Raw genomic sequence first — 20,224 nt, forward strand, 5'->3', positions numbered from 1 at the left:
GGCCTTTTGCATGGTGTCTTCCGACCAGCGCTCATCCGCATCCTTTACACTAGAGACGCAAGACGCCGCGACTTCATCCGATGTCGCGGCGTCTTGCGTGGTGCAACGCATTCCTGCCACTCCCGCCGAGTGGAAGACCCCCGGCGAGCTTGATGCCCGCCTGCCGGTGCGGCCGGCCGTGGTGCCGGTCTCGCTGCCGACGGCCGGGCTGATCATCGTCGATGAGATCAATGGCTTCTGTCAGGTCGCAGGCGGTGCGCTGGCGCCTCAGGCGCCCAATGCTCAGGTCAGCAGGATGATCGCCCTCAGCGATACGCTGGCGCGGACCTTCAGTGAGCGCAGGCGCCCCTTGCTGGCCTTCATTGATTCCCACGCGCCGGGCAAGCCGGAGCCGCCTTATCCCGCCCATTGTGAGCAGGGCAGCGGCGAGGATGAGCTGGTGGCGGAACTTGCCTGGCTGGAAGAGGAGCCGCAGGCCACGCTGGTGCGCAAGGACTGCATCAATGGCTATGTCGGCGCGATTGATCCCCATACCCAGGTCAATGCGCTGCAGGAGTGGGTGAGCGACGAAGGGCTGGAAACCCTGGTCGTGGTCGGCATCTGCACCGATATCTGCGTGATGGACCTGGTATTGACGTTGCTGTCGGCGCGCAATCACGACCTGCTGAGCGAGGTGCGTGACATCGTGGTACTGGAGCCCGGCTGTGCCACCTACGACCTGCCGGCTGAAGTGGTTGAGCAGCTGGGGCTTCCCGTTACGGCGACGCATCCCCAGGCAGACAGTCATCACATCGGGCTTTACTGCATGGCGGCGCGCGGTGCGGTCATCGCCAGTCAGCTTGAGCTGATGTCCTGATCTGACGTTATGCAATGACGGCCCGTGACAAGCCCCCTGTGCGAGGTCGGCGCAAGAGTGTCACCAGAGGTTCGCAAGGCAGGTCGCTGGGTGCGCGTAAAAGGTAGTTTGATTACAACATCCGGTCATGAAAAGGAAAACGCCGCCTCTCTTGTGAGCAGGCGGCGTTTTCCTTTTCATAGGGCAACAGCCAGCGCCATTCAGGCGCGGGTGCTGACCCAGTCATTGGCGTCCGGCACGGCCACTTCGACTTCCTCGGAGATCAACTTCGAGTGGAAGAGGAAGTCCGCGCTGGCCGCATTGCTGGCGACCGGCACGTTCCACAATGCAGCCAGGCGCAGCAACGCCTTGACGTCAGGATCATGCGGCATCGGCGCGAAGGGGTCCCACAGGAAGACCAGCAGGTCCAGATTGCCTTCGGCGATACGCGTGCCGATCTGCTGATCACCGCCCAGCGGGCCGCTCAGCAAGCCCTCGACCTCGAGCCCCAGTTCCTTGCTGATGCGGCGGGCAGTCGTGCCCGTGCCCAGCAGCTGGTGGCGGGATAGTTCATCGCGCCAGCGATTGGCCCACGCCAGCATTTCATTCTTCTTGCCATCGTGCGCCACCAGCGCAATGCGCTTGCGTGCTGGCAGGGTGCGCCGTGCCTGGCGCCTGGGTCGTTGTTCGCTCATTCCCTGACCTCCTGGGGATGGGGCAATGTCGCTGGCCTCCCGCCTCGAAAGGCCCGAGACGGGAGGCCAGCGAGGCCGATCAGTCGATGGTGCTGCCGACAGTGACGATCTTCATGGTGTTGGTGCCGCCATGTGCGTTCATCTGATCGCCACGGGTCAGGATCACCAGGTCGCCGCGAGTCGCGATGCCGCGAGCTTCCAGCTCCGCGATGGCGCGGCGGTTGATTTCCGCCGCCGGCAATTCGCTGGAATCGAAGGGCAGTGACACCACGCCACGGTAGAGCGCCATGCGACGCTGGGTCTTCTGGTCCTGTGCCAGGCCGACGATGGGCAGGCCGGAGCGGATGCGTGAGGCGATCAGTGGGGTATAGCCGGATTCCGTCATGCACACGATGGCCACGACACCGGTCAGGTGGTTGGCGGCATACATCGCGGACAGCGCGATGGTCTCGTCGGTCTTGCTGAAGCCTTCGTGGATGCGGTGCTGGGATTCCTGCGCGGCACGCTCACGTTCGGCACCCAGGCAGACCCGGTCCATGGTCTCGATGGTCTCGACCGGGAAGTCGCCGGCAGCGGTCTCGGCCGACAGCATCACGGCGTCGGTGCCGTCGAGCACGGCATTGGCGACGTCGAAGACTTCGGCGCGGGTCGGCAGCGGCGCGCTGATCATGGATTCCATCATCTGGGTGGCCGTGATGACCACGCGGTTGAGGCTGCGCGCGCGGCGAATCATGCGCTTCTGCACACCGATCAGCTGAGCATCGCCAATCTCGACGCCCAGATCGCCACGCGCCACCATCACGCCTTCACTGGCGAGGATGATGCCATCCAGCACGGCGTCGTCGGCGACGGCTTCGGCGCGCTCGACCTTGGCGATCAGACCGATGTCACGACCTTCCTCGCCCAGCAGCTCACGGGCCAGCTGCATGTCGGCGCCGCTGCGCGGGAAGGACACGGCCAGATAGTCGACGCCGATATCGATGGCGGTCTTCAGGTCAGCCTTGTCCTTGTCGGTCAGGGCTTCGGCAGACAGGCCGCCGCCTTGCTTGTTGATGCCCTTGTTGTTGGACAGCTTGCCGCCGACCTTGACGGTGGTGTGGATCTCGTTGCCCTTGAGCTCCTTGACCTCAAGCACCACGCGGCCATCGTCGAGCAGCAGCACGTCGCCCGCGGCCACGTCATCGGCCAGTTCCTGGTAGTCACAGCCGACACGCTCGGCGGTACCTTCATCGCGGCCCAGGCCGACATCGAGGATGAACGGCTGGCCTTCGCTCAGCTTGACGGCGGTATCCTTGAAGCGCGCGATGCGGATCTTCGGACCCTGCAGGTCGCCCAGCACGGCGACGCTGCGGCCCTGGGCGGCGGCGGCCTGGCGTACGGCCTCGGCGCGCATGCGGTGATCTTCGGGGCTACCGTGGGAGAAGTTGAGGCGTACCACATCGACTCCGGCACGAATCATCGCGTCGAGCACACCCGGCTTGTCACTGGCAGGGCCGAGAGTGGCGACAATCTTGGTGCGGCGGATCGGGCCGTTGAACGCGTGCGGCATGAAAGCATACTCCTTGAACACTGGCGTGATGGACTGGCTGAAAACGCAAACCAGGTTGTTGTCATTTTACTACATTGAAGGCTGAAAGGGAGCCTGTCGAGTATCGTCGGCTGTCGTTGTCCATTCTCGTGATCACGATCGGGACTGCAAGGGGTGACGTGAAGTCTGCCGAGCGATTGTTGCGAATACGTTGTCGCGGGTACGCGGACATGGGCTGAGGCCTGAGGGTCTGTCGCACTACGTCATGCGGGGCGGCCCGCCACTTCGACGCCTGACAGCCAGGCGTCGCAGGCTCTACGGCAGCGTCGTGGTGACCGCCCCGTCACGCCAATGTCCGCTGGCTGGCTTTCACTGACAGCCATTCCAGTGCTACCTATATAGTGGCAATACCCTGCTGAGCGAAATTTCCGCTCATCGGCCCAGCGCAGACCCTGTACCGGACCCGTTGACCGCGGTCATGCGCTGGTAACCTATGCTCAAACCCGGCTCGGAGGCCGGATTGCCCGCGACCACATGCCTGACGGCTGTCGATGTCATTCGGCGCATGCTGCATGCTGACGTGGCGGGTGGCAGGGCATGTCTCAAGGCTGTCGTAGAGGCACCCTGTCGAGTCGTCCCGTCGAGGCGTCAGTCTCAACATTGCTGGTCAGCGCTGAAATGCTGGGGTAGGGTAGGCGCATTTTTCGGCTGGGACAAAACCCAGCGCGACGAGTCATTCGCCGGCGCAATCAGCGCTGGCCAGGAGATGCGAGCAACCATGGGCAAGTCACTGGTGATCGTCGAGTCGCCCGCCAAGGCCAAGACCATCAACAAGTATCTCGGCAACGATTTCGTGGTGAAGTCGAGTGTCGGGCACATCCGCGACCTTCCGACCAGCGGGAGCGGCAAGCAGGCCACCGACCCCAAGGAACGTGCCCGTCAGGCGGCGGAGACTCGCAAGATGTCGCCCGAGGCCAAGGCGGCTCACAAGGCACAGAAGGCCAAGATCCAGTTGATCCGCCGCATGGGGGTCGACCCGGAGAATGGCTGGGAGGCGCATTATGAGATCCTGCCTGGCAAGGAGAAGGTTGTCTCCGAACTGACGCGTCTGGCCGAGAAGGCCGACACCATCTATCTCGCGACGGATCTGGACCGCGAAGGTGAGGCGATTGCCTGGCACCTGCGCGAGACCATCGGTGGCGACGATTCGCGTTACAAGCGCGTGGTGTTCAACGAGATCACCAAGAAGGCGATCACGGCAGCCTTCGATGAGCCGGGTGAGCTGAAGATGGACCGCGTGCATGCCCAGCAGGCGCGCCGCTATCTGGATCGCGTCGTGGGTTTCATGGTCTCGCCGCTGCTGTGGGCCAAGGTCGCCCGTGGTCTGTCCGCCGGTCGTGTGCAGTCGGTCGCCGTGCGTCTGATCGTCGAGCGCGAGCGCGAGATCCGCGCCTTCATCCCCGAAGAGTTCTGGGATGTCCACGCCGAGCTGGCCGCCGCCAGTGGTGAGGCGATCCGTTTCGAGCTGGCACGTCAGGATGGCAAGGCCTTCCGTCCGACCAGCGAGAAGGAGACGATGGATCGTATCGCGGCGCTGCGCACGGCCAGACTCGCGATCACCAATCGTGAAGACAAGCCGACACGCTCCAAGCCGAATGCGCCGTTCATTACCTCGACCCTGCAGCAGGCGGCCAGTGGTCGTCTCGGCTTCTCGGTCAAGAAGACCATGATGATGGCCCAGCGTCTCTACGAAGCGGGTTACATCACCTACATGCGTACCGACTCGACCAACCTGTCGGCGGACGCGGTCGCCACGGCGCGTGACTTCATCAGCGAGGAATACGGCAGCAACTACCTTCCTGAAGCGGCCAACGTCTACTCCAGCAAGGAGGGCGCCCAGGAGGCGCACGAGGCGATTCGTCCTTCCGAGGTGACGCGTCGTGCCACCGACCTCGCCGGCATGGAGCGTGATGCCGAGCGTCTGTATGAGCTGATCTGGCGCCAGTTCGTGGCCTGTCAGATGCTGCCGGCCGAATACCTGTCGTCCACGCTGACCATCGAAGTGGATGGCTATGAGCTGCGCGCCAAGGGCCGTGTGCTCAAGTTCGACGGCTACACGCGTGTCATGAAACCGATGGGCAAGAAGGAAGAGGACCAGTCGCTGCCGGATCTTGCCATCGGCGAGACGCTGGATCTGGTCGAGCTGCAGCCGCTGCAGCACTTCACCAAGCCCACGGCGCGTTACACCGAGGCCAGCCTGGTCAAGGAGCTGGAAAAGCGTGGTATCGGTCGTCCGTCCACCTATGCCGCCATCATCTCCACCATCCAGGACCGTGGCTACGTGGCGCTGGAAAACCGTCGCTTCTATGCCGAGAAATTGGGCGACATCGTCACCGATCGCCTCAGTGAGTCCTTCAAGGATTTGATGGACTTCGGCTTCACGGCGCGCATGGAAGACTACCTCGATGAGGTGGCCAACGGCGGGCGCAACTGGCGCGAGCTGCTGGACACCTTCTACGCCGAGTTCAAGGCCGAGCTGGACCACGCCCAGTCCGAAGAGGGCATGCGTCCGAACCAGCCGGTGCCGACGGACATCGCCTGCCCGACCTGCGGGCGTGAGATGCAGATTCGTACCGCCTCGACCGGGGTCTTCCTGGGCTGTTCCGGCTACAACCTGCCGCCCAAGGAGCGCTGCAAGACCACCATCGATCTGCTGCCGGGCGATGAAGCCGTGGCGGCCGATGCCGGTGAAGATGCCGAGACGGATGCGCTGCGCGCCAAGCGTCGCTGCCCGATCTGCGCCACCGCGATGGACAGCTACCTGATCGATGAGCAGCGCAAGCTGCACGTCTGCGGCAATAGCCCGGACTGTGTCGGTCACGAGGTCGAGGAAGGTCAGTTCCGCATCAAGGGCTACGATGGCCCGGTGATCGAGTGCGACAAGTGCGGCTCCGACATGCAGCTCAAGACCGGGCGTTTCGGCAAGTACTTCGGCTGCACCAACGAGAATTGCAAGAACACCCGCAAGCTGCTCAAGTCCGGTGAAGTGGCGCCGCCGAAGATGGACCCGATTCCGATGCCGGAGCTTGCCTGCGTCAAGGTCGAGGACCACTACGTGCTGCGCGATGGCGCCAGTGGTCTGTTCCTGGCGGCCAGCCAGTTCCCCAAGAATCGCGAGACGCGTCCGCCGCTGGTCAAGGAGCTCAAGGCGCACGCCGACGAGTTGCCGGAGAAGTATCACTTCATTCTCGAGGCCCCGGATCAGGACCCGGATGGACGTCCGGCACAGATTCGCTTCTCGCGCAAGGTCAAGGCTCAGTACGTCATGACCGATGAGGAAGGCAAGGCGACCGGCTGGAAGGCGACCTACGACAACGGCCGCTGGGTCGTCGAGGACAAGCGCAAGGGAGCCAAGAGCTGATGAGCCAGCGTGCCCGCACCAATCAGCTGCTGTATCAGGCCGAGTTGCTGCTGGCCCAGTCAGCAGCTTCTGGCGACGATGAGCATGCCGTGGCGCGTCGCATGGCCGGTGAAGAGGGCGCGCTCGCCCTGCTGGAGTTGGCGTTGGCGTCATTGCTGGAAGAGTGTGCCGTGACGGCGCGCTGGCCAGAGGGTAGCTGGCGCGAGCGCCTGGCCACACCGCCGACGCCCATCGCCGAGGTCGAGCAGCTGCGCAGCCTGCTTGAGCGTCCTGACAGCTGGTTGTCTGAGCTGATCGCGGATGTGACCCGTCTGCATGAAGAGGGTGGCGTCGCTCGCCGCGAGGAATCGCGTTCGCGGGGTGATGGTCTGATCATCGCGGCAGCCTCGAGCGCCTCGCTGGCCGAGCGTCTCAGCGCCGCCATCACGGCATTCAAGGCGCTGCTGCCGCAGCTGCGCGAGTCGAGTGTCGAGTGGTAGGTCAAGGCGTTGATCTGGTGCTGCACGCTGGTGGTGACTGGCGCATGGCAATCGGGTGACGTTTCGCCTTCACGGGTGCTAGACTGATTGCATTGTGGCAAGCCCTGCATTCTCCGGTACGACCATGGCTCTGGCTGTGGTCGTACTTTTTTCTGCGTCGCTGATGGCAACGCGGTGACGGGCTTGCCAGCCGTCGCGCTGACGATTACAACGACGCCGGTATCTCGCGAGATGCCGTGCAGGAGGAATGACGTGTCCGATCCCGCCGTACTTGAAATTGTGCAAATGGAAGATGGTGAAGTGATTCTGCGCGCCGCGGAAAGCGAAGGTGAGCCGCTGCTCAGCATTCGCATTTCGGACGAGGCCGCTGATCTGCTGCGTGACAATCGTTTCGAGGTCGCGCGTGAGATGATCGACCACGCCATCACCCGGACTCGCCTCTGGGATGGCGAAGAAGACGAGGACGAGCAGTCGGAAGGCATCGTGCACTGATGCATCGTTCGCGCTTCGCGCACAAAAAACCCGCCTCGAGGCGGGTTTTTTGTGCAATGCGTGCGGCTTTTCCGTTGCTCAGGGCTCTGCGAGAAAAGCTCTGCGAGAAAAGCCCTGATGAAAAAGTGCTGCTGGGCAAGGTTCTGTTGCTCAAGGCGCAGCTGGTCAAGGCCTCAGTGCAGGCCACCATCGCGGATGACGCCTACCCCGAGACCCTCGATCTCCAGGCTGTCCGTGCGCAGGTCGACCTTGATCGGCGAGAAGTCCTCGTTTTCGGCTTCCAGCCATACGTAGTGCCCGTCACGACGGAAGCGCTTGACGGTGACTTCATCTCCCAGGCGTGCCACCACGATCTGCCCGTCACGCACGCTGGTGGTGCGGTGCACGGCCAGCAGGTCGCCTTCCAGAATTCCCACGTCCTTCATCGACACGCCGCGCACACGCAGCAGGTAGTCGGCAGCCGGCGAGAAGTAGTCGCTCGGCAGCGGGCAGTGACGGTCGATATGCTCGCTGGCAAGAATCGGACTGCCGGCGGCCACTTCCCCGATCACCGGCAGACCATCGTTGGCGCTGTCGTCGACGTCAGCCAGCGACGGCACGCGAATGCCGCGTGAGGTGCCCGGCACCATCTCGATGGCGCCCTTGCGCTTGAGGGCGCGCAGATGTTCCTCGGCGGCATTCGGCGAGCGGAAGCCCAGCGCCTGGGCGATTTCGGCCCGCGTCGGCGGGTAGCCAGAGGACTTGATGGTCTTGATGATGAAGTCGAAGACATCCTGCTGGCGCGGAGTAAGCGGCTGGGTCATGGCATTGCCTTTGGCCTGGGCGGCATCTTGAGCTGACGGCACGGGGTGTGCATCCATACAACTGTCATTGTATCCAGTCATGGCAGTCATGCAAGGCATCCTGGCTTGTGTGGAGGTCTCAAAGGGCAGGTAGTCGTCGAGATATCGCCGTCTGCCGACTTGGCTTGTTGATATCCAAGGCAAGCTGTCGCGAGGGCAATCCGGTGTGGCCCTGCGGGGGGCTGTCACCGAGCACGACGAGTCCTTGAATCGGCACGGTCTGCATTGAAGGAATATCAGGCTCAGCTAAACCTCTGGTGTTTGAAACGCGAGAGAATTGTCAGTCATGGCATGGCGCGCTAGAATCAAAGTGTTTCAAACGAATGTTCGCCGATGGCAGTGTTCGGATGTGTCGTACTCACTTGTGTCGTACTCACGTGTGTCGTGATCAAACGAGCCGATATCGTACGTGGCCTTCCGGTGAACCTGCATCACCTCATGAGAGAGTCGCCGCGCGGCGCTTGCGCCGTGACCTACGACTCCAGTCCTCTTCTACCTGACAAGGGTTCCGCCCATGGCCCAGACCGATACCGTTACCCGCATCCTCGATACTGCCGAGGTGCTGTTCGCCGAGCGTGGTTTCGCCGAGACCTCACTGCGCAACATCACCAGCAAGGCCAAGGTCAATCTGGCGGCGGTGAACTACCACTTCGGCTCCAAGAAATCGCTGATCCAGGCGGTCTTCGCGCGCTATCTCGATCCGTTCAGCGAGCGTTTCCACGCGGCACTCGACAGCGTCGAGCAGCAATACGCCGGGCGTCAGGTGCCGCTGGAGGTCCTGCTGGAGGTGATGGCGCGTACCGTGCTGGAGGTGCCGGCCGAGCGCAACAGCCTGCGCACCTTCATGCGCCTGCTCGGGCTTGCCTACACCCAGGGTCAGGGCCACATGCGGCGCTATATCCGCGAGCATTACGGCACGGTCTTCAGCCGCTTCGCCGAGCTTTTGAAGCTGGCGACGCCTGATCTGCCGGACAACGAGCGCTTCTGGCGCCTGCACTTCATGCTCGGTAGCGTGATCTTCACCTTCTCGGGCCTGGATGCACTGCGGGATATCGAGGAGGCCGAGTACGGCCATCACACCACGGTGCGTGAGCTGATCCAGCACATGCGTCCGGTGGTGGTCGCGGCGATGGCAGCGCCGTTGCCGGCCTCACTCGGGGATGGTGAGGCGGTCACCCAGGCGGCCAGCTGATGGCCTGCTGGGTAGCGGTGGATCTCGCGCGCCAGAGCCTTGAGATTCGCAATGACGCGCCGAGTGGCAGTCGTGATGCGCCGCCCTCCGTGGCTGCCCCTGACGCGCTGGTGTACGCCTGCGCGATCTCCAGCGGCCTCAACGGTATCGGCGAGCTCGATGGCAGCGGTTGCACGCCAAGTGGCTGGCATGTGATTCGTGCCGCCATCGGGGCAGGCAACCCGCGTGGCGCCGTCTATCGTGGACGGCGCTTCACGGGCGAGGTATTTACCCCCGAGCTTGCCTTGGAGCATCCAGAGCGTGACTGGATCCTGACGCGCATTCTATGGCTCAGTGGCCGCGAGCCGGGCATCAACCGCGGTCGCAATGCTCGCGGTGAGCGGGTCGATAGCCTGCGCCGTTATATCTATTTTCATGGCACGCCCAGCACGGAGCCTATGGGGATAGCGGCGTCCCATGGCTGCATTCGCTTGCGCGATGATGACCTGCTGCGACTCTTTGCCGAGGCTGTGCCTGGCACTCCGGTGCTGCTGCATCCCTGAAGGCGCTGGTGCCCGAGTCTGATACCCTCCATGAGCTGTCACCGGAACCTGCGTGACAGCCCCTTGCCGGGGCGCAGCTGGCCGCGACTGTTCGATAGGGGTTCAGTCGGCTAGAATTGCGCCTTTCCTCGCGCTGGCAGCCTGATTCATCGCGTTTCTTCCAGGCTGCCGAGCCCCGTAAAAGACATGAAGTCCTGGCGGCCGTGATCTCTCTGCATGGGATATCACTGCCGCAGGCCATGGACAGGAAGGATGACATGACACAGCCACTGGGCTCCGTAATGGTCGATGTTGCGGGGCTGACTCTCGCCCGCGACGAACGTGAACTGCTGGCACGTCCTGCCGTCGGGGGCGTCATCCTGTTTGCGCGCAACTGTGCTTCTCCCGAGCAGGTGCTGGAGCTGAGCCGCGAGATTCGCAGCGTCAATCCCCACCTGCTGATCGCCATCGATCAGGAAGGCGGGCGCGTCCAGCGTCTGCGTGAGGGCGTGACACGCCTGCCGTCGATGCGCAGCCTGGCACAGTGCTGTCTCGGGCGTGACTGTGATGGCTGCGGCGAAGACGCCCAGGCCGCAGGCCTGGGGCTGGCACGCGATGCCGGCTGGCTGCTGGGCATGGAAATGGCAGCCATCGGCTGTGATATCACCTTTGCGCCGGTACTGGATATCGATGTGGCGGGCTCGACCATCATTGGCGATCGCAGCTTCGGCGCCACGCCGGAAGACGTCATCGCGGTGGGCGGCGCCTTCATCGACGGGCTGCAGGAGGCGGGCATGTCCGCCGTCGGCAAGCACTACCCGGGGCATGGTGGCATCTCGGCCGATACCCATCTGGAGCGCGTGGTCGATCCGCGTCCGTTCCGCGAGCTGCGCGAGCATGATCTCAAGCCCTTCGCGGCCCTCGCCGAGCGCCTGGGCGGCGTGATGCCGGCGCATGTGATCTATCCGGATTTCGATGCACGTCCCGCGGGCTTTTCGCCCAGCTGGTTGGGCCTGCTGCGCGAAGAGTTCGGCTTCAAGGGCGCCATCTTCTCCGATGATCTCGGCATGGCGGCGGCCGTCGCGGAAGGCAGCCCGGCAGAGCGTGCGCGCCTGGCGCTGGACGCCGGCTGCGACATGGCGCTGGTCTGCAATGACCCTGCCGCCGCGCGCGAAGTGCTCGACAGCCTCGATGACGATGAGCAGCGCCACCGTGGCAAGCGCCAGGCGCGTCTGCGCTATGCGCGGGCTCGCCCGACGCTTGATGGTCTGGTGGGGTTGGCACGCTGGCGGCGCACTCACGCGAGGCTCGAATCGATGGCGGCCAGTCAGGCATCACAGCAGGTCGCCATGCCTTCGGGCATGCCTGGTACCGCCGAGGCGTCTGACGCGTCTGATGCACGGTCGGCCTCTGAGTCCGGTAGCGCGTAATAATCAGGCACGCGGTGCCTTTTTCGAGTCGAAGACTGGCAAGGAATTCCCATGGCTGAGCAATCCGCCACCGAGGCTGCTGCCGACAAGCTGGCAGCGCCTGCCGAAGAGATGATCAATCAATGGGTCGAGCCGCTGCGCCAATGGGTCGAGCAGACCTTTGGCCTGCCGCTGTGGGGCATCAATCTCGCTCTGCTGCTGGTGGCGGTGCTGTTGCTGCATCTCATCGAGCGAGTGGTGCTCACCCGCCTGGCGACGCATGCCGAGAAGAGCCGCAACCTGTGGGATGACGCCCTGGTGCATGGTCTGCGTCATCCCGTGTCATTCTGGCTCTACAGCATGGGGGTGTTGCTGGCGCTCGGCATCATCGCCGGCCAGTTCAGCCTTGGCGGGGCCGAGAAATACCTCGGCACGGCGCGCCAGATCGTGACCCTGCTGGCGCTGGCCTGGGCGTTGATTCGCATGGTCAAGCGCTTCGAGGCGCTGCGCACCATGCCGCCGCCCGGCACCAATGTCAGTGCGATGGATGCCACCACGGCCTCGGCGATCAGCAAGTTGCTGCGTGCGGTCGTGGTCGTGCTGGTGGGGCTGGCCATCCTGCAGAATCTCGGCGTCTCGCTGTCCGGGGTGCTGGCCTTCGGGGGTGTCGGCGGTATCGCGGTCGGCTTTGCGGCGCGGGATCTGCTGGCCAACTTCTTCGGTGCCCTGATGATCCATCTCGACCGGCCCTTCAAGGTCGGCGACTGGATCCGCTCACCGGACCGCGAGATCGAGGGCACCGTCGAGGATATCGGTTGGCGACTGACGCGCATCCGCACCTTCGACATGCGGCCCCTCTACGTGCCGAACGCCATCTTCACCAGCATCTCGGTGGAGAATCCGTCACGCATGTACAATCGCCGCATCTTCGAGACCGTGGGGCTGCGCTATGAGGATGCCGCCCAGGTCGGCCCCATCGTTGCCGCGGTACGCGAGATGCTGGAAGGCCATGACGAGATCGACCAGACGCGCACCCAGATCGTGAACTTCACCACCTACGGTGAGCACTCGCTGAACTTCTTCGTCTATGTCTTCACGCGCACCACCGACTGGGTGAAGTACCACGCGATCAAGCAGGATGTCCTGCTCAAGGTGCACGACATCATTCGTGAGCATGATGCCCAGGTGGCGCTGCCTGGTCAGCGTCTGCATTTTGCCGATGTGCTGTCCTTCGAAGGGCACAACCATGAACACGACGCCGAGGCAGAGCATGCCGCGGCGTCATCAGACACGCAGACGCGCGGGTCCCGCCGCCGTTCTGATTCAACCGCCGCTGCTACATCCTCCTCTGCGCCCGTCCGGCGTGGAGATGAGGCCAGTGACACCCAGGAAACTCCCGATGCTGACTCCGACGCCTGAGACTCTCACCGCCCTGCATGACGAAATGCGTGAGGTGATGGACAATGCCGATTGCCTGATCCCGCAAGCTGACCTTGAAGTGGCACTCGACCGCATGGCCGTTGAGCTGACGGAACGCCTCGGCGATCGCATGCCGATCTTCTATTGCGTGATGAACGGCGGCCTGATCACCGCCGGCCAGCTGTTGACCCGCCTCGACTTCCCGCTGGAAGTCGATTATCTGCACGCCACTCGCTACCGTGGCGCGATGCGCGGCGGCGAGCTGTTCTGGCGCGTCAATCCGGAGCTGCCGATGGCCGGTCGCGACGTGGTGATCGTCGATGACATTCTCGATGAGGGTGGCACCCTGGCCGCGATCCTCGAGTACTGTCGTGAAGCCGGTGCGCGCAGCGTGTCCAGCTGTGTGCTGGTCGACAAGAAGCACGATCGCAAGGCCTATCCGGGCTTCAAGGCCGATTTCTGTGGTCTCGACGTCGAAGACCGCTTCCTGTTCGGCTTCGGCATGGACTACAAGGGCTACTGGCGTAACGCGCCGGGCATCTTCGCGCCCAAGGGGCTTTAAGATCTGCGGATGGCAGCCGCCATCGCTCGATATGGTCGCCATTCACCACCCGCCCGGGCAACCGCGGCGGGTGGTGTCGTTTCCGGGGCCTTTTCTGTTCTCCTGACGCAGAGCGTGACGATTTTTCTTGCCGTCGTCGGTTGGCTCGGAGTAGCGTTCGCTGAGGGCTGGGGTGTCCGGTCCCGGGAGGTTCCTGCACATGGGTGGCAAGGAGGCGGGCGATGCTGGCGGTGATCGGTGGCACGGGGTTCGGCAGTTGGTCAGGCATGGAAGTGCTCAGGCGCGGCGGGCAGGAAACGCCCCTGGGGGCGGCCTCCTGTGGCGTCGTGGAGGGGCGACTGAATGGGCAGTCGCTGCTGTTTCTGGCCCGTCATGGTCAACCGCACAAGGTGCCGCCGCATCGCATCAACTATCGCGCCAATCTGTGGGCGCTCAAGCAGGCGGGCGCGACCCATGTGGTGGGAGTCAACTGCGTGTCCGGCATCGACCCGACGCTGGCCCCGGGCACGCTGGTGGTGCCGGACCAGCTGATCGATTACACCACCGGCCGCGAGGGTTCGTTCTTCGATGGGCGTTTCAAGCCGTTCCAGCATGTGTCGTTCGCCTGGCCGTATCATCGGGTCTGGCGTGAGGAGTTGCATGCGGCGGCGGCCGATGCGGGGCTGCCTCTCACGGCTGGCGGGGTGCTGGGCGTGGTGCAGGGGCCGCGGCTGGAGACGGCCGCCGAGATCCGCCTGATGGCGCGTGATGGCAATACGCTGGTCGGCATGACGGGAATGCCCGAGGCCGTGCTGGCGCGCGAGCTCGAGATGGAATACGCCAGCCTGTGTCTGGTGATCAGCCATGCCGCGGGCGTCGGCGAAGAGGAGCCGACCCGCGCAGGCACGGAATCCGTGATCGAGGCCGGAATGCCCAGGGTGCAGCGCTTGCTGGCGGCGCTGTTGGGGCGCCATGTCTCAGGCACCAGTTGCTCGGGTTGAGCGCGATCCTGTCACGGCAAATCAAAGACGGCCTGCATTGATGATGCAGGCCGTCTTCATGTTCCGCTCAAGTTCATGCCCAAGTTCGAGCCCAGGCGCCTGGCAGCGCAGGGCGCGTCAGGCGGCCTTTGTCTTGGCGTTGAGCAGGTCCAGCAAGCTCTCGCAGAAGCTGAAGCGCTTCTCGGCGTCATCCATGTCGGTGGCGAAGCGCAGGGTATCGGCGCCTTCCAGCTTGTAGACATCCGACTGGCGCTGGATCAGGTTGACCAGCGTCAGTGGATCGACCGGCGTCTGGGCGCCGAAGATGATGCGACCACGCCCAGCGCCGGCCTCCAGCTTGATGATGCCCAGCGCCTGGGCGCGCTGGCGCAGCTGGGTCTGGCGGAACAGCGTCTTGACCGGTTCCGGCAGCAGGCCGAAGCGGTCGATCATCTCGACCTGCAGTTCGCGCAGGTCGCTTGCGTTCTCGGCGTTGCTGATGCGCTTGTACATCATCAGGCGCTGCTGGACGTCGTGCAGATAATCGGCCGGAATCAGTGCCGGCAGATTCAGGCTGACTTCGACGCCTTCATCCAGCGGCGACTCGATATTGGGCGTCTTGCCCGCCTTGATGGCCTTCACGGCGCGATCCAGCATTTCCATGTACAGCGAGTAGCCGATGGTTTCCATCTGCCCGGACTGCTCGTCACCCAACAGCTCGCCCGCGCCGCGAATCTCCATGTCATGGGAGGCCAGCGTGAAGCCGGCACCGAGGTCCTGGGATTCGCTGATCGCCTCCAGACGCTTGACCGCATCGCGGGTCATTGCCTTGGGGTGCGGGGTCAGCAGGTAGGCGTAGGCCTGGTGATGCGAGCGCCCGACGCGCCCACGCAGCTGGTGCAGCTGGGCTAGACCGAACTTGTCGGCGCGCTCGATGATGATGGTGTTGGCGCTCGGAATGTCGATGCCGGTCTCGATGATGGTCGAGCACACCAGCACGTTGAAGCGCTTGTGATAGAAGTCCGACATGCGCCGCTCCAGACTGCGCTCCGGCAGCTGGCCGTGGGCGACGCCGACATTGGCCTCCGGCACCAGCTCCGCGATGCGCGAGGCGCTCTCCTCGATGGTCTTGACCTCATTGTGCAGCACGTAGACCTGTCCGCCGCGCAGCAGTTCGCGCAGGATGGCTTCCTTGACCACGCCGTCGTTGCGTTGCTGGACGAAGGTCTTCACCGACAGGCGGCGCGCCGGCGGCGTGGCGATGATGGACAGGTCGCGGATGCCGCTCATCGCCATGTTCAGCGTGCGTGGTATCGGCGTGGCGGTCAGGGTCAGGATGTCGACCTCGGCGCGCAGGCTCTTGAGGCGCTCCTTCTGGGAGACGCCGAAGCGATGCTCCTCATCGATGATCAGCAGCCCCATGTTGGGCAGCTCCAGCGACCTGGACAGCAGCTTGTGGGTGCCGATCACGATATCGGCCTGGCCGTTCCTGATGCGCTCGAGCGAGGTTTCCTGGCCCTTGCCGCTGGTGAAGCGCGACAGCAGGGCGATCTCTACCGCGGTGTCGGCGAAGCGATCGCGGAAGTTGTCGTAGTGCTGCTGGGCGAGCAGAGTGGTGGGCACCAACACCACTACCTGACGGCCGGCGTTGACGGCCAGGAAGGCAGCGCGCATCGCGACTTCCGTCTTGCCGAAGCCGACATCGCCACATACCACGCGGTCCATCGGCTGGGGGGCGCACATGTCCTGGATCACCGCGCCGATGGTCTGGGCCTGGTCAGGGGTTTCCTCAAAGGGGAAGCTGGCTGCGAAGCGTGCGTAGTCCTCGGCGGGGAAGTCACAGGCATGCCCGACACGCGCTTCGCGGCGTGCATAGACATCCAGCAGCTCGGCAGCGGTATCGCGAATCTTCTCGGCCGCCTTGCGCTTGGCCTTCTCCCACTGCTCGGAGCCCAGCTTGTGCAGCGGCGCCAGCTCGTCACTGGCCCCGGAATAGCGCGAGATCAGATGTAGACTGTCCACCGGTACGTAGAGCTTGGCGCCATCGGCGTATTCGAGGGCGAGGAACTCGGCCTCCTGACCGCCGGCGTTGATGGTCTCCAGCCCCAGGTAGCGGCCGACGCCATGGGTGTGGTGCACTACCGGCGCGCCTTCACGCAGCTCCGAGAGATGGCGCACGGCCAGCTCGTTGTCATCGGTGGCGCGCGCCTGGCGGCGGCTCTGCCGTACCACCTCGCCGTAGAGCTCGGTCTCGGTGATGACCACCAGCCCCTTGTGGCTGTCGGTGTCATTGCTGGATGGCGCATCTTCCGTCTGTGCGCTGGCCACCCAGGTGCCATGCGTCAGGCCACCGACGGTCAGGCCGACGGCGGCTGGACTGTCCACGAAGTGCTCGAAACTTGCGAAGTCATCCAGGCTACGCAGCCCGAAGCCACGCAGCAGCGGGGTGAGCTGCTCCTCGACGACTTCGCGGCGACCCTGGGTCTCGGCGACGAACAGTACGCGCTGGGCATGTTCGCCGTTCAGGCGTTGCTTCAGGAAGCTGGCCAGGGCCTGAGTCGGGTCGGCGCTGCGCGCATCGATGGCCAGGCTCGGCAGTGTCTGGTGGCCGAATTCGATGGCGTGGGCATTGGGCTCGCGTAGCAGCTCGATGCGTTCGTGCTGCTTGAACTGCCCCAGCAGCTCATTGACCGGCACGAAGGCGCGGTGCGGTGGCAGCAGCGGGCGTGTCGGATCGACGCCCAGATTGGCATAGCGGGTGGTGATGGCATCCCAGTGGCTCTCGGCCGCCTCGCGGACACCGGGCAGCATGGCGATGCGCAGTTCATCGCCCATGTGATCGAACAGCGTCGCGGTCTCGTCGAAGAACAGTGGCAGATACTGCTCGAGCCCCGGCGAAGGGATGCCCTTGATGGCGTCGTTGTAGAGAATGCACTGGCGCGGGTCGACATCGAACAGCGTCTCGAAGCCCTCGCGGAAGCAGGCGATGGCGCCACGCGTCAGCGGGTATTCATGCGCGGGCAGAATCTCGATCGCCTCGACCTTGTCGCCACTGCGCTGGGTGTCAGGATCGAAGGCACGCAGGGTGTCGATCTCGTCATCGAACAGGTCGATGCGCAGTGGTTGCTCGCTGCCCATGGGATACAGGTCGATCAGCGCGCCGCGCAGGGCGTATTCGCCTGGCTCGTAGACCGTCTCCACTGCTCGATAACCGGCCCGCGACAGGCGTGAGCGGAAGTCTTCACGATCGAGGGTGTCCCCCTTGGCGAGACGGAAGACCTGGCCTGCGATGTAATCCACCGGTGCGAGGCGCTGCATCAATGTGTTGACCGGTACCGGCACGATGGCACGGCGGCTGGTCTGCAGGGTGCGCAGGGTACGCAGCCGCTCCGAGACGATGTCCTGGTGCGGCGAGAAGCTGTCGTAGGGCAGCGTTTCCCAATCGGGGAAGGGCAGCAGGCGCTCGGGGTGGCGGGTATAGAAGCGCAGGTCGGCTTCCAGGCGCTGGGCGCTGGCAGTGTCCGGCGTGATGACCATCAGCGGCGCTTCATCGGCATCGGCCAGGCGCGCCAGCGCCAGCGCCGCTGCGCTTGGGTCATTGAGCATCCAGAAGGTGGTTTCGCGGCGTGAGCGCGGCAACGGGGGCGTCAGCGGGGTCTCGAACATGGGCTCTGGTGTCTTGTGTCCTGGGCTTGGGCGCAACGCCTTGTGGCGTTCACGGCACGGGATGACGTCACGGGCAGGGCCCGAGTGAATAAGGTGCTGGGTCAGTCGCTCGCGGTGAGCGGCCCACGCAGGCAGATGACGCTGAGCGACGCATGGGTGCAAGGTAGTCTCTCGAGTGCTTGGCACACCGGTGAGCACACGGCGCGCACATGAGTGCACGACACGCTCAAGAGGGCGACAAGGCAGGCGCGATGCCTCGGCTTGCAGGCGAGCTTCACCGCAAGCTGTCGCAGCGCAAGGTGCTGAAGCGTCATTCCTCGCCATGAAAGGAGTCGCGCTTGATCATAGCAAGTCAGTCGCTACATGGGGGCAAGTGATCCTCTTTTCAGCACCGTGGACACCGATGGCCGAGCGCGGGATGGGGGAGGGCTTTTGTAGTCAAATCGTTGATTCTGTAGCACTACTACCCTGCGTGCGACCATCCTTTCATTGTGGTGCATAGCCGCGTTACGCATACTCAGCTGGCCTTGTCCGGCGTCGCCAGACGATCGGTGACGACCATCATCATTTGCCCGCACGTGAGAGGATGCACCCGTGAGCCAAGAGAATCTCGAAGCCTGTTTCAAGCAGTGGCAGGACAATGAAGCCCTCGCGGAGCAGATGATCCCGCTGTTGGGAGATCTCTACCGCCGCTTCAACGTCGTGCCCTCCATCTACGGGCGTTCGCTGATCAATCGTTCGATGGTGCGCATCCTCAAGAACCACCGTTGGGTGCGCAAGGCCGAAGGCGTCGAACTGTCAGTGGAAGACACCTTCCCGCTGGTGCGCGCGATGATCGACCTCAACCTGGGCCCGGCCCACGTCGATATCGGCAAGCTGGCCGTCGCCTTCAAGCGCTCTGACGAGACGGACATCACCGCCTTCCTCAAGCGTGAGCTGGCCGACATCGTCGGTGGCTATGTCGAGGGCGGCATGGGCGGCGATCCGAAGGATGTCGTTCTGTATGGCTTCGGGCGCATCGGTCGTCTGTTGGCGCGCATCATGATCGAGAAGGCCGGCGGCGGTAACCTGCTGCGTCTGCGCGCCATCGTGGTGCGTGGCAGCAAGGATGATCTGGAGAAGCGGGCCAGCCTGCTGCGTCGCGACTCGGTGCACGGGCCCTTCGAGGGCAGCATCACCGTCGATGAGGAAAACTCGGCGCTGATCGTCAACGGCAACTACATCAAGATCATCTACGCCAATTCGCCCACCGAGATCGATTACACCGCGCACGGCATCGACAACGCCATCGTGGTCGACAACACCGGCAAGTGGCGCGATGAAGCTGGCCTGGGTCAGCACCTGGAGTGCAAGGGCGTGGCCAAGGTGCTGCTGACGGCACCGGGCAAGGGCGATCTGAAGAACATCGTCTACGGCGTCAACCATACCGACATCAGCGATGATGACCGCATCATCTCCGCGGCTTCCTGCACCACCAACGCCATCGTGCCGGTGCTGAAGGTGCTGCACGACGAGTACGGCGTCAGCCAGGGCCACGTCGAGACGGTGCACTCCTACACCAACGACCAGAATCTGATCGACAACTTCCACAGTGGTGATCGTCGTGGCCGTGCCGCGGCCCTCAACATGGTGTTGACCGAGACCGGTGCCGCCAAGGCCGTCGCCAAGGCACTGCCGGAGCTTTCCGGCAAGCTGACCGGCAATGCGATCCGCGTGCCGACGCCCAATGTCTCGATGGCGATCCTCAACCTGACGCTGAACACCGCAAGCGACGCCGAGCGCATGAATGACTTCCTGCGCACCGCCTCGCTGCATTCCTCGCTGCAGAAGCAGATCGACTACGTCGATTCCTGTGAAGTGGTGTCCTCGGACTTCGTCGGCAACCGCCATTCCGGCATCGTCGACGGCCAGGCGACCATCGTCACCGACAAGCAGGCCGTCGTGTACGTGTGGTACGACAACGAGTTCGGTTACAGCTGTCAGGTGGTGCGTATTCTGCAGCACATGTCCAACGTGCGTTTCAGCTACTTCCCGACGCGCTGAGTCAATGCGTCGCGTCTGTGGCGTGACTGGCAAAAAATTGAAATAAATACCTGCTGTTACAACGCCCCCGCCCTCAATGATGGCGGGGGCGTTGGCGTTTTCGGCGTGTGCACCACTTTAGTGTCGTATGGTCTTTCCGGCCTCGCATCTTTATAATGAGC

At 63.8% G+C, this 20,224-nt stretch carries 15 protein-coding genes; 11 read left to right on the plus strand and 4 right to left on the minus strand.

The annotated features are described in order from the left end of the window. Positions 1-97: 97 nt before the first annotated feature. Positions 98-856 carry an isochorismatase family protein gene (locus tag NH396_RS06925; protein ID WP_253062479.1) on the plus strand — a complete coding sequence of 253 codons (759 nt, stop codon included), beginning with the start codon at positions 98-100 and terminating at the stop codon, positions 854-856. Between the two features lie 200 nt (positions 857-1,056). Here NH396_RS06925 and NH396_RS06930 read toward each other — a convergent pair whose 3' ends face one another. Both NH396_RS06930 and pyk read right to left on the minus strand, forming a co-directional pair. Then, entirely contained in the window at positions 1,057-1,530 is a 474-nt protein-coding gene (locus NH396_RS06930; protein ID WP_176676395.1) for a methylglyoxal synthase, read from the minus strand. Positions 1,531-1,609: 79 nt separating this feature from the next. Continuing rightward, on the minus strand, positions 1,610-3,079 hold the full coding sequence (gene pyk, locus NH396_RS06935) for a pyruvate kinase (protein ID WP_253062488.1): 1,470 nt from the start codon (positions 3,077-3,079) through the stop codon (positions 1,610-1,612). A 757-nt stretch (positions 3,080-3,836) separates the two neighbouring features. Between pyk and topA the strand changes: the two genes are divergently transcribed. The 3 genes from topA (at position 3,837) to NH396_RS06950 (ending at position 7,450) form a co-directional block, all read left to right on the plus strand. Then, a complete protein-coding gene (topA, locus tag NH396_RS06940; protein WP_176676397.1) occupies positions 3,837-6,479 on the plus strand; it encodes a type I DNA topoisomerase in 2,643 nt (880 codons plus the stop codon). Continuing rightward, positions 6,479-6,958 carry a DUF6586 family protein gene (locus NH396_RS06945; protein WP_253062490.1) on the plus strand — a complete coding sequence of 160 codons (480 nt, stop codon included), beginning with the start codon at positions 6,479-6,481 and terminating at the stop codon, positions 6,956-6,958. Before topA ends, NH396_RS06945 begins: the two co-directional genes overlap by 1 nt. Before the next feature lie 252 nt (positions 6,959-7,210). Continuing rightward, complete coding sequence (locus NH396_RS06950; RefSeq protein WP_052384340.1) at positions 7,211-7,450, plus strand: hypothetical protein; 240 nt, start codon at positions 7,211-7,213, stop codon at positions 7,448-7,450. A 173-nt stretch (positions 7,451-7,623) separates the two neighbouring features. On the opposite strand, the gene lexA is transcribed toward NH396_RS06950, so the two are convergent. Continuing rightward, a complete protein-coding gene (gene lexA / locus NH396_RS06955) occupies positions 7,624-8,253 on the minus strand; it encodes a transcriptional repressor LexA (RefSeq protein ID WP_166019261.1) in 630 nt (209 codons plus the stop codon). A gap of 553 nt (positions 8,254-8,806) precedes the next feature. Here lexA and NH396_RS06960 point away from each other — a divergent pair. The 6 genes from NH396_RS06960 (at position 8,807) to NH396_RS06985 (ending at position 14,375) form a co-directional block, all read left to right on the plus strand. Further along, positions 8,807-9,484 carry a TetR/AcrR family transcriptional regulator gene (locus NH396_RS06960; RefSeq protein ID WP_043331928.1) on the plus strand — a complete coding sequence of 226 codons (678 nt, stop codon included), beginning with the start codon at positions 8,807-8,809 and terminating at the stop codon, positions 9,482-9,484. Next, a complete protein-coding gene (locus tag NH396_RS06965) occupies positions 9,484-10,026 on the plus strand; it encodes a L,D-transpeptidase (RefSeq protein ID WP_253062492.1) in 543 nt (180 codons plus the stop codon). Before NH396_RS06960 ends, NH396_RS06965 begins: the two co-directional genes overlap by 1 nt. Positions 10,027-10,283: 257 nt before the next feature. Further along, a complete protein-coding gene (gene nagZ, locus NH396_RS06970; RefSeq protein ID WP_253062494.1) occupies positions 10,284-11,435 on the plus strand; it encodes a beta-N-acetylhexosaminidase in 1,152 nt (383 codons plus the stop codon). A 51-nt stretch (positions 11,436-11,486) separates the two neighbouring features. Beyond that, positions 11,487-12,833, plus strand: coding sequence for a mechanosensitive ion channel family protein (locus tag NH396_RS06975; protein ID WP_253062496.1), 1,347 nt, complete (start codon positions 11,487-11,489; stop codon positions 12,831-12,833). After that, positions 12,814-13,395, plus strand: coding sequence for a hypoxanthine-guanine phosphoribosyltransferase (locus NH396_RS06980; protein WP_253062498.1), 582 nt, complete (start codon positions 12,814-12,816; stop codon positions 13,393-13,395). The genes NH396_RS06975 and NH396_RS06980 overlap by 20 nt, the downstream gene beginning before the upstream one ends. A 221-nt stretch (positions 13,396-13,616) precedes the next feature. Beyond that, complete coding sequence (locus NH396_RS06985) at positions 13,617-14,375, plus strand: S-methyl-5'-thioinosine phosphorylase (RefSeq protein WP_176676403.1); 759 nt, start codon at positions 13,617-13,619, stop codon at positions 14,373-14,375. Positions 14,376-14,492: 117 nt separating this feature from the next. Here NH396_RS06985 and mfd read toward each other — a convergent pair whose 3' ends face one another. Further along, a complete protein-coding gene (mfd, locus tag NH396_RS06990; RefSeq protein ID WP_253062500.1) occupies positions 14,493-18,020 on the minus strand; it encodes a transcription-repair coupling factor in 3,528 nt (1,175 codons plus the stop codon). A 594-nt stretch (positions 18,021-18,614) separates the two neighbouring features. On the opposite strand from mfd, the gene NH396_RS06995 reads away from it, so the two are divergent. Beyond that, positions 18,615-20,063 (plus strand): glyceraldehyde-3-phosphate dehydrogenase, encoded by a 1,449-nt coding sequence (locus NH396_RS06995; protein WP_253062502.1) that lies wholly within the window; start codon positions 18,615-18,617, stop codon positions 20,061-20,063. Positions 20,064-20,224: the final 161 nt, after the last annotated feature.

Source organism: Cobetia sp. Dlab-2-AX, assembly GCF_024124625.1.
GTDB lineage: Bacteria > Pseudomonadota > Gammaproteobacteria > Pseudomonadales > Halomonadaceae > Cobetia.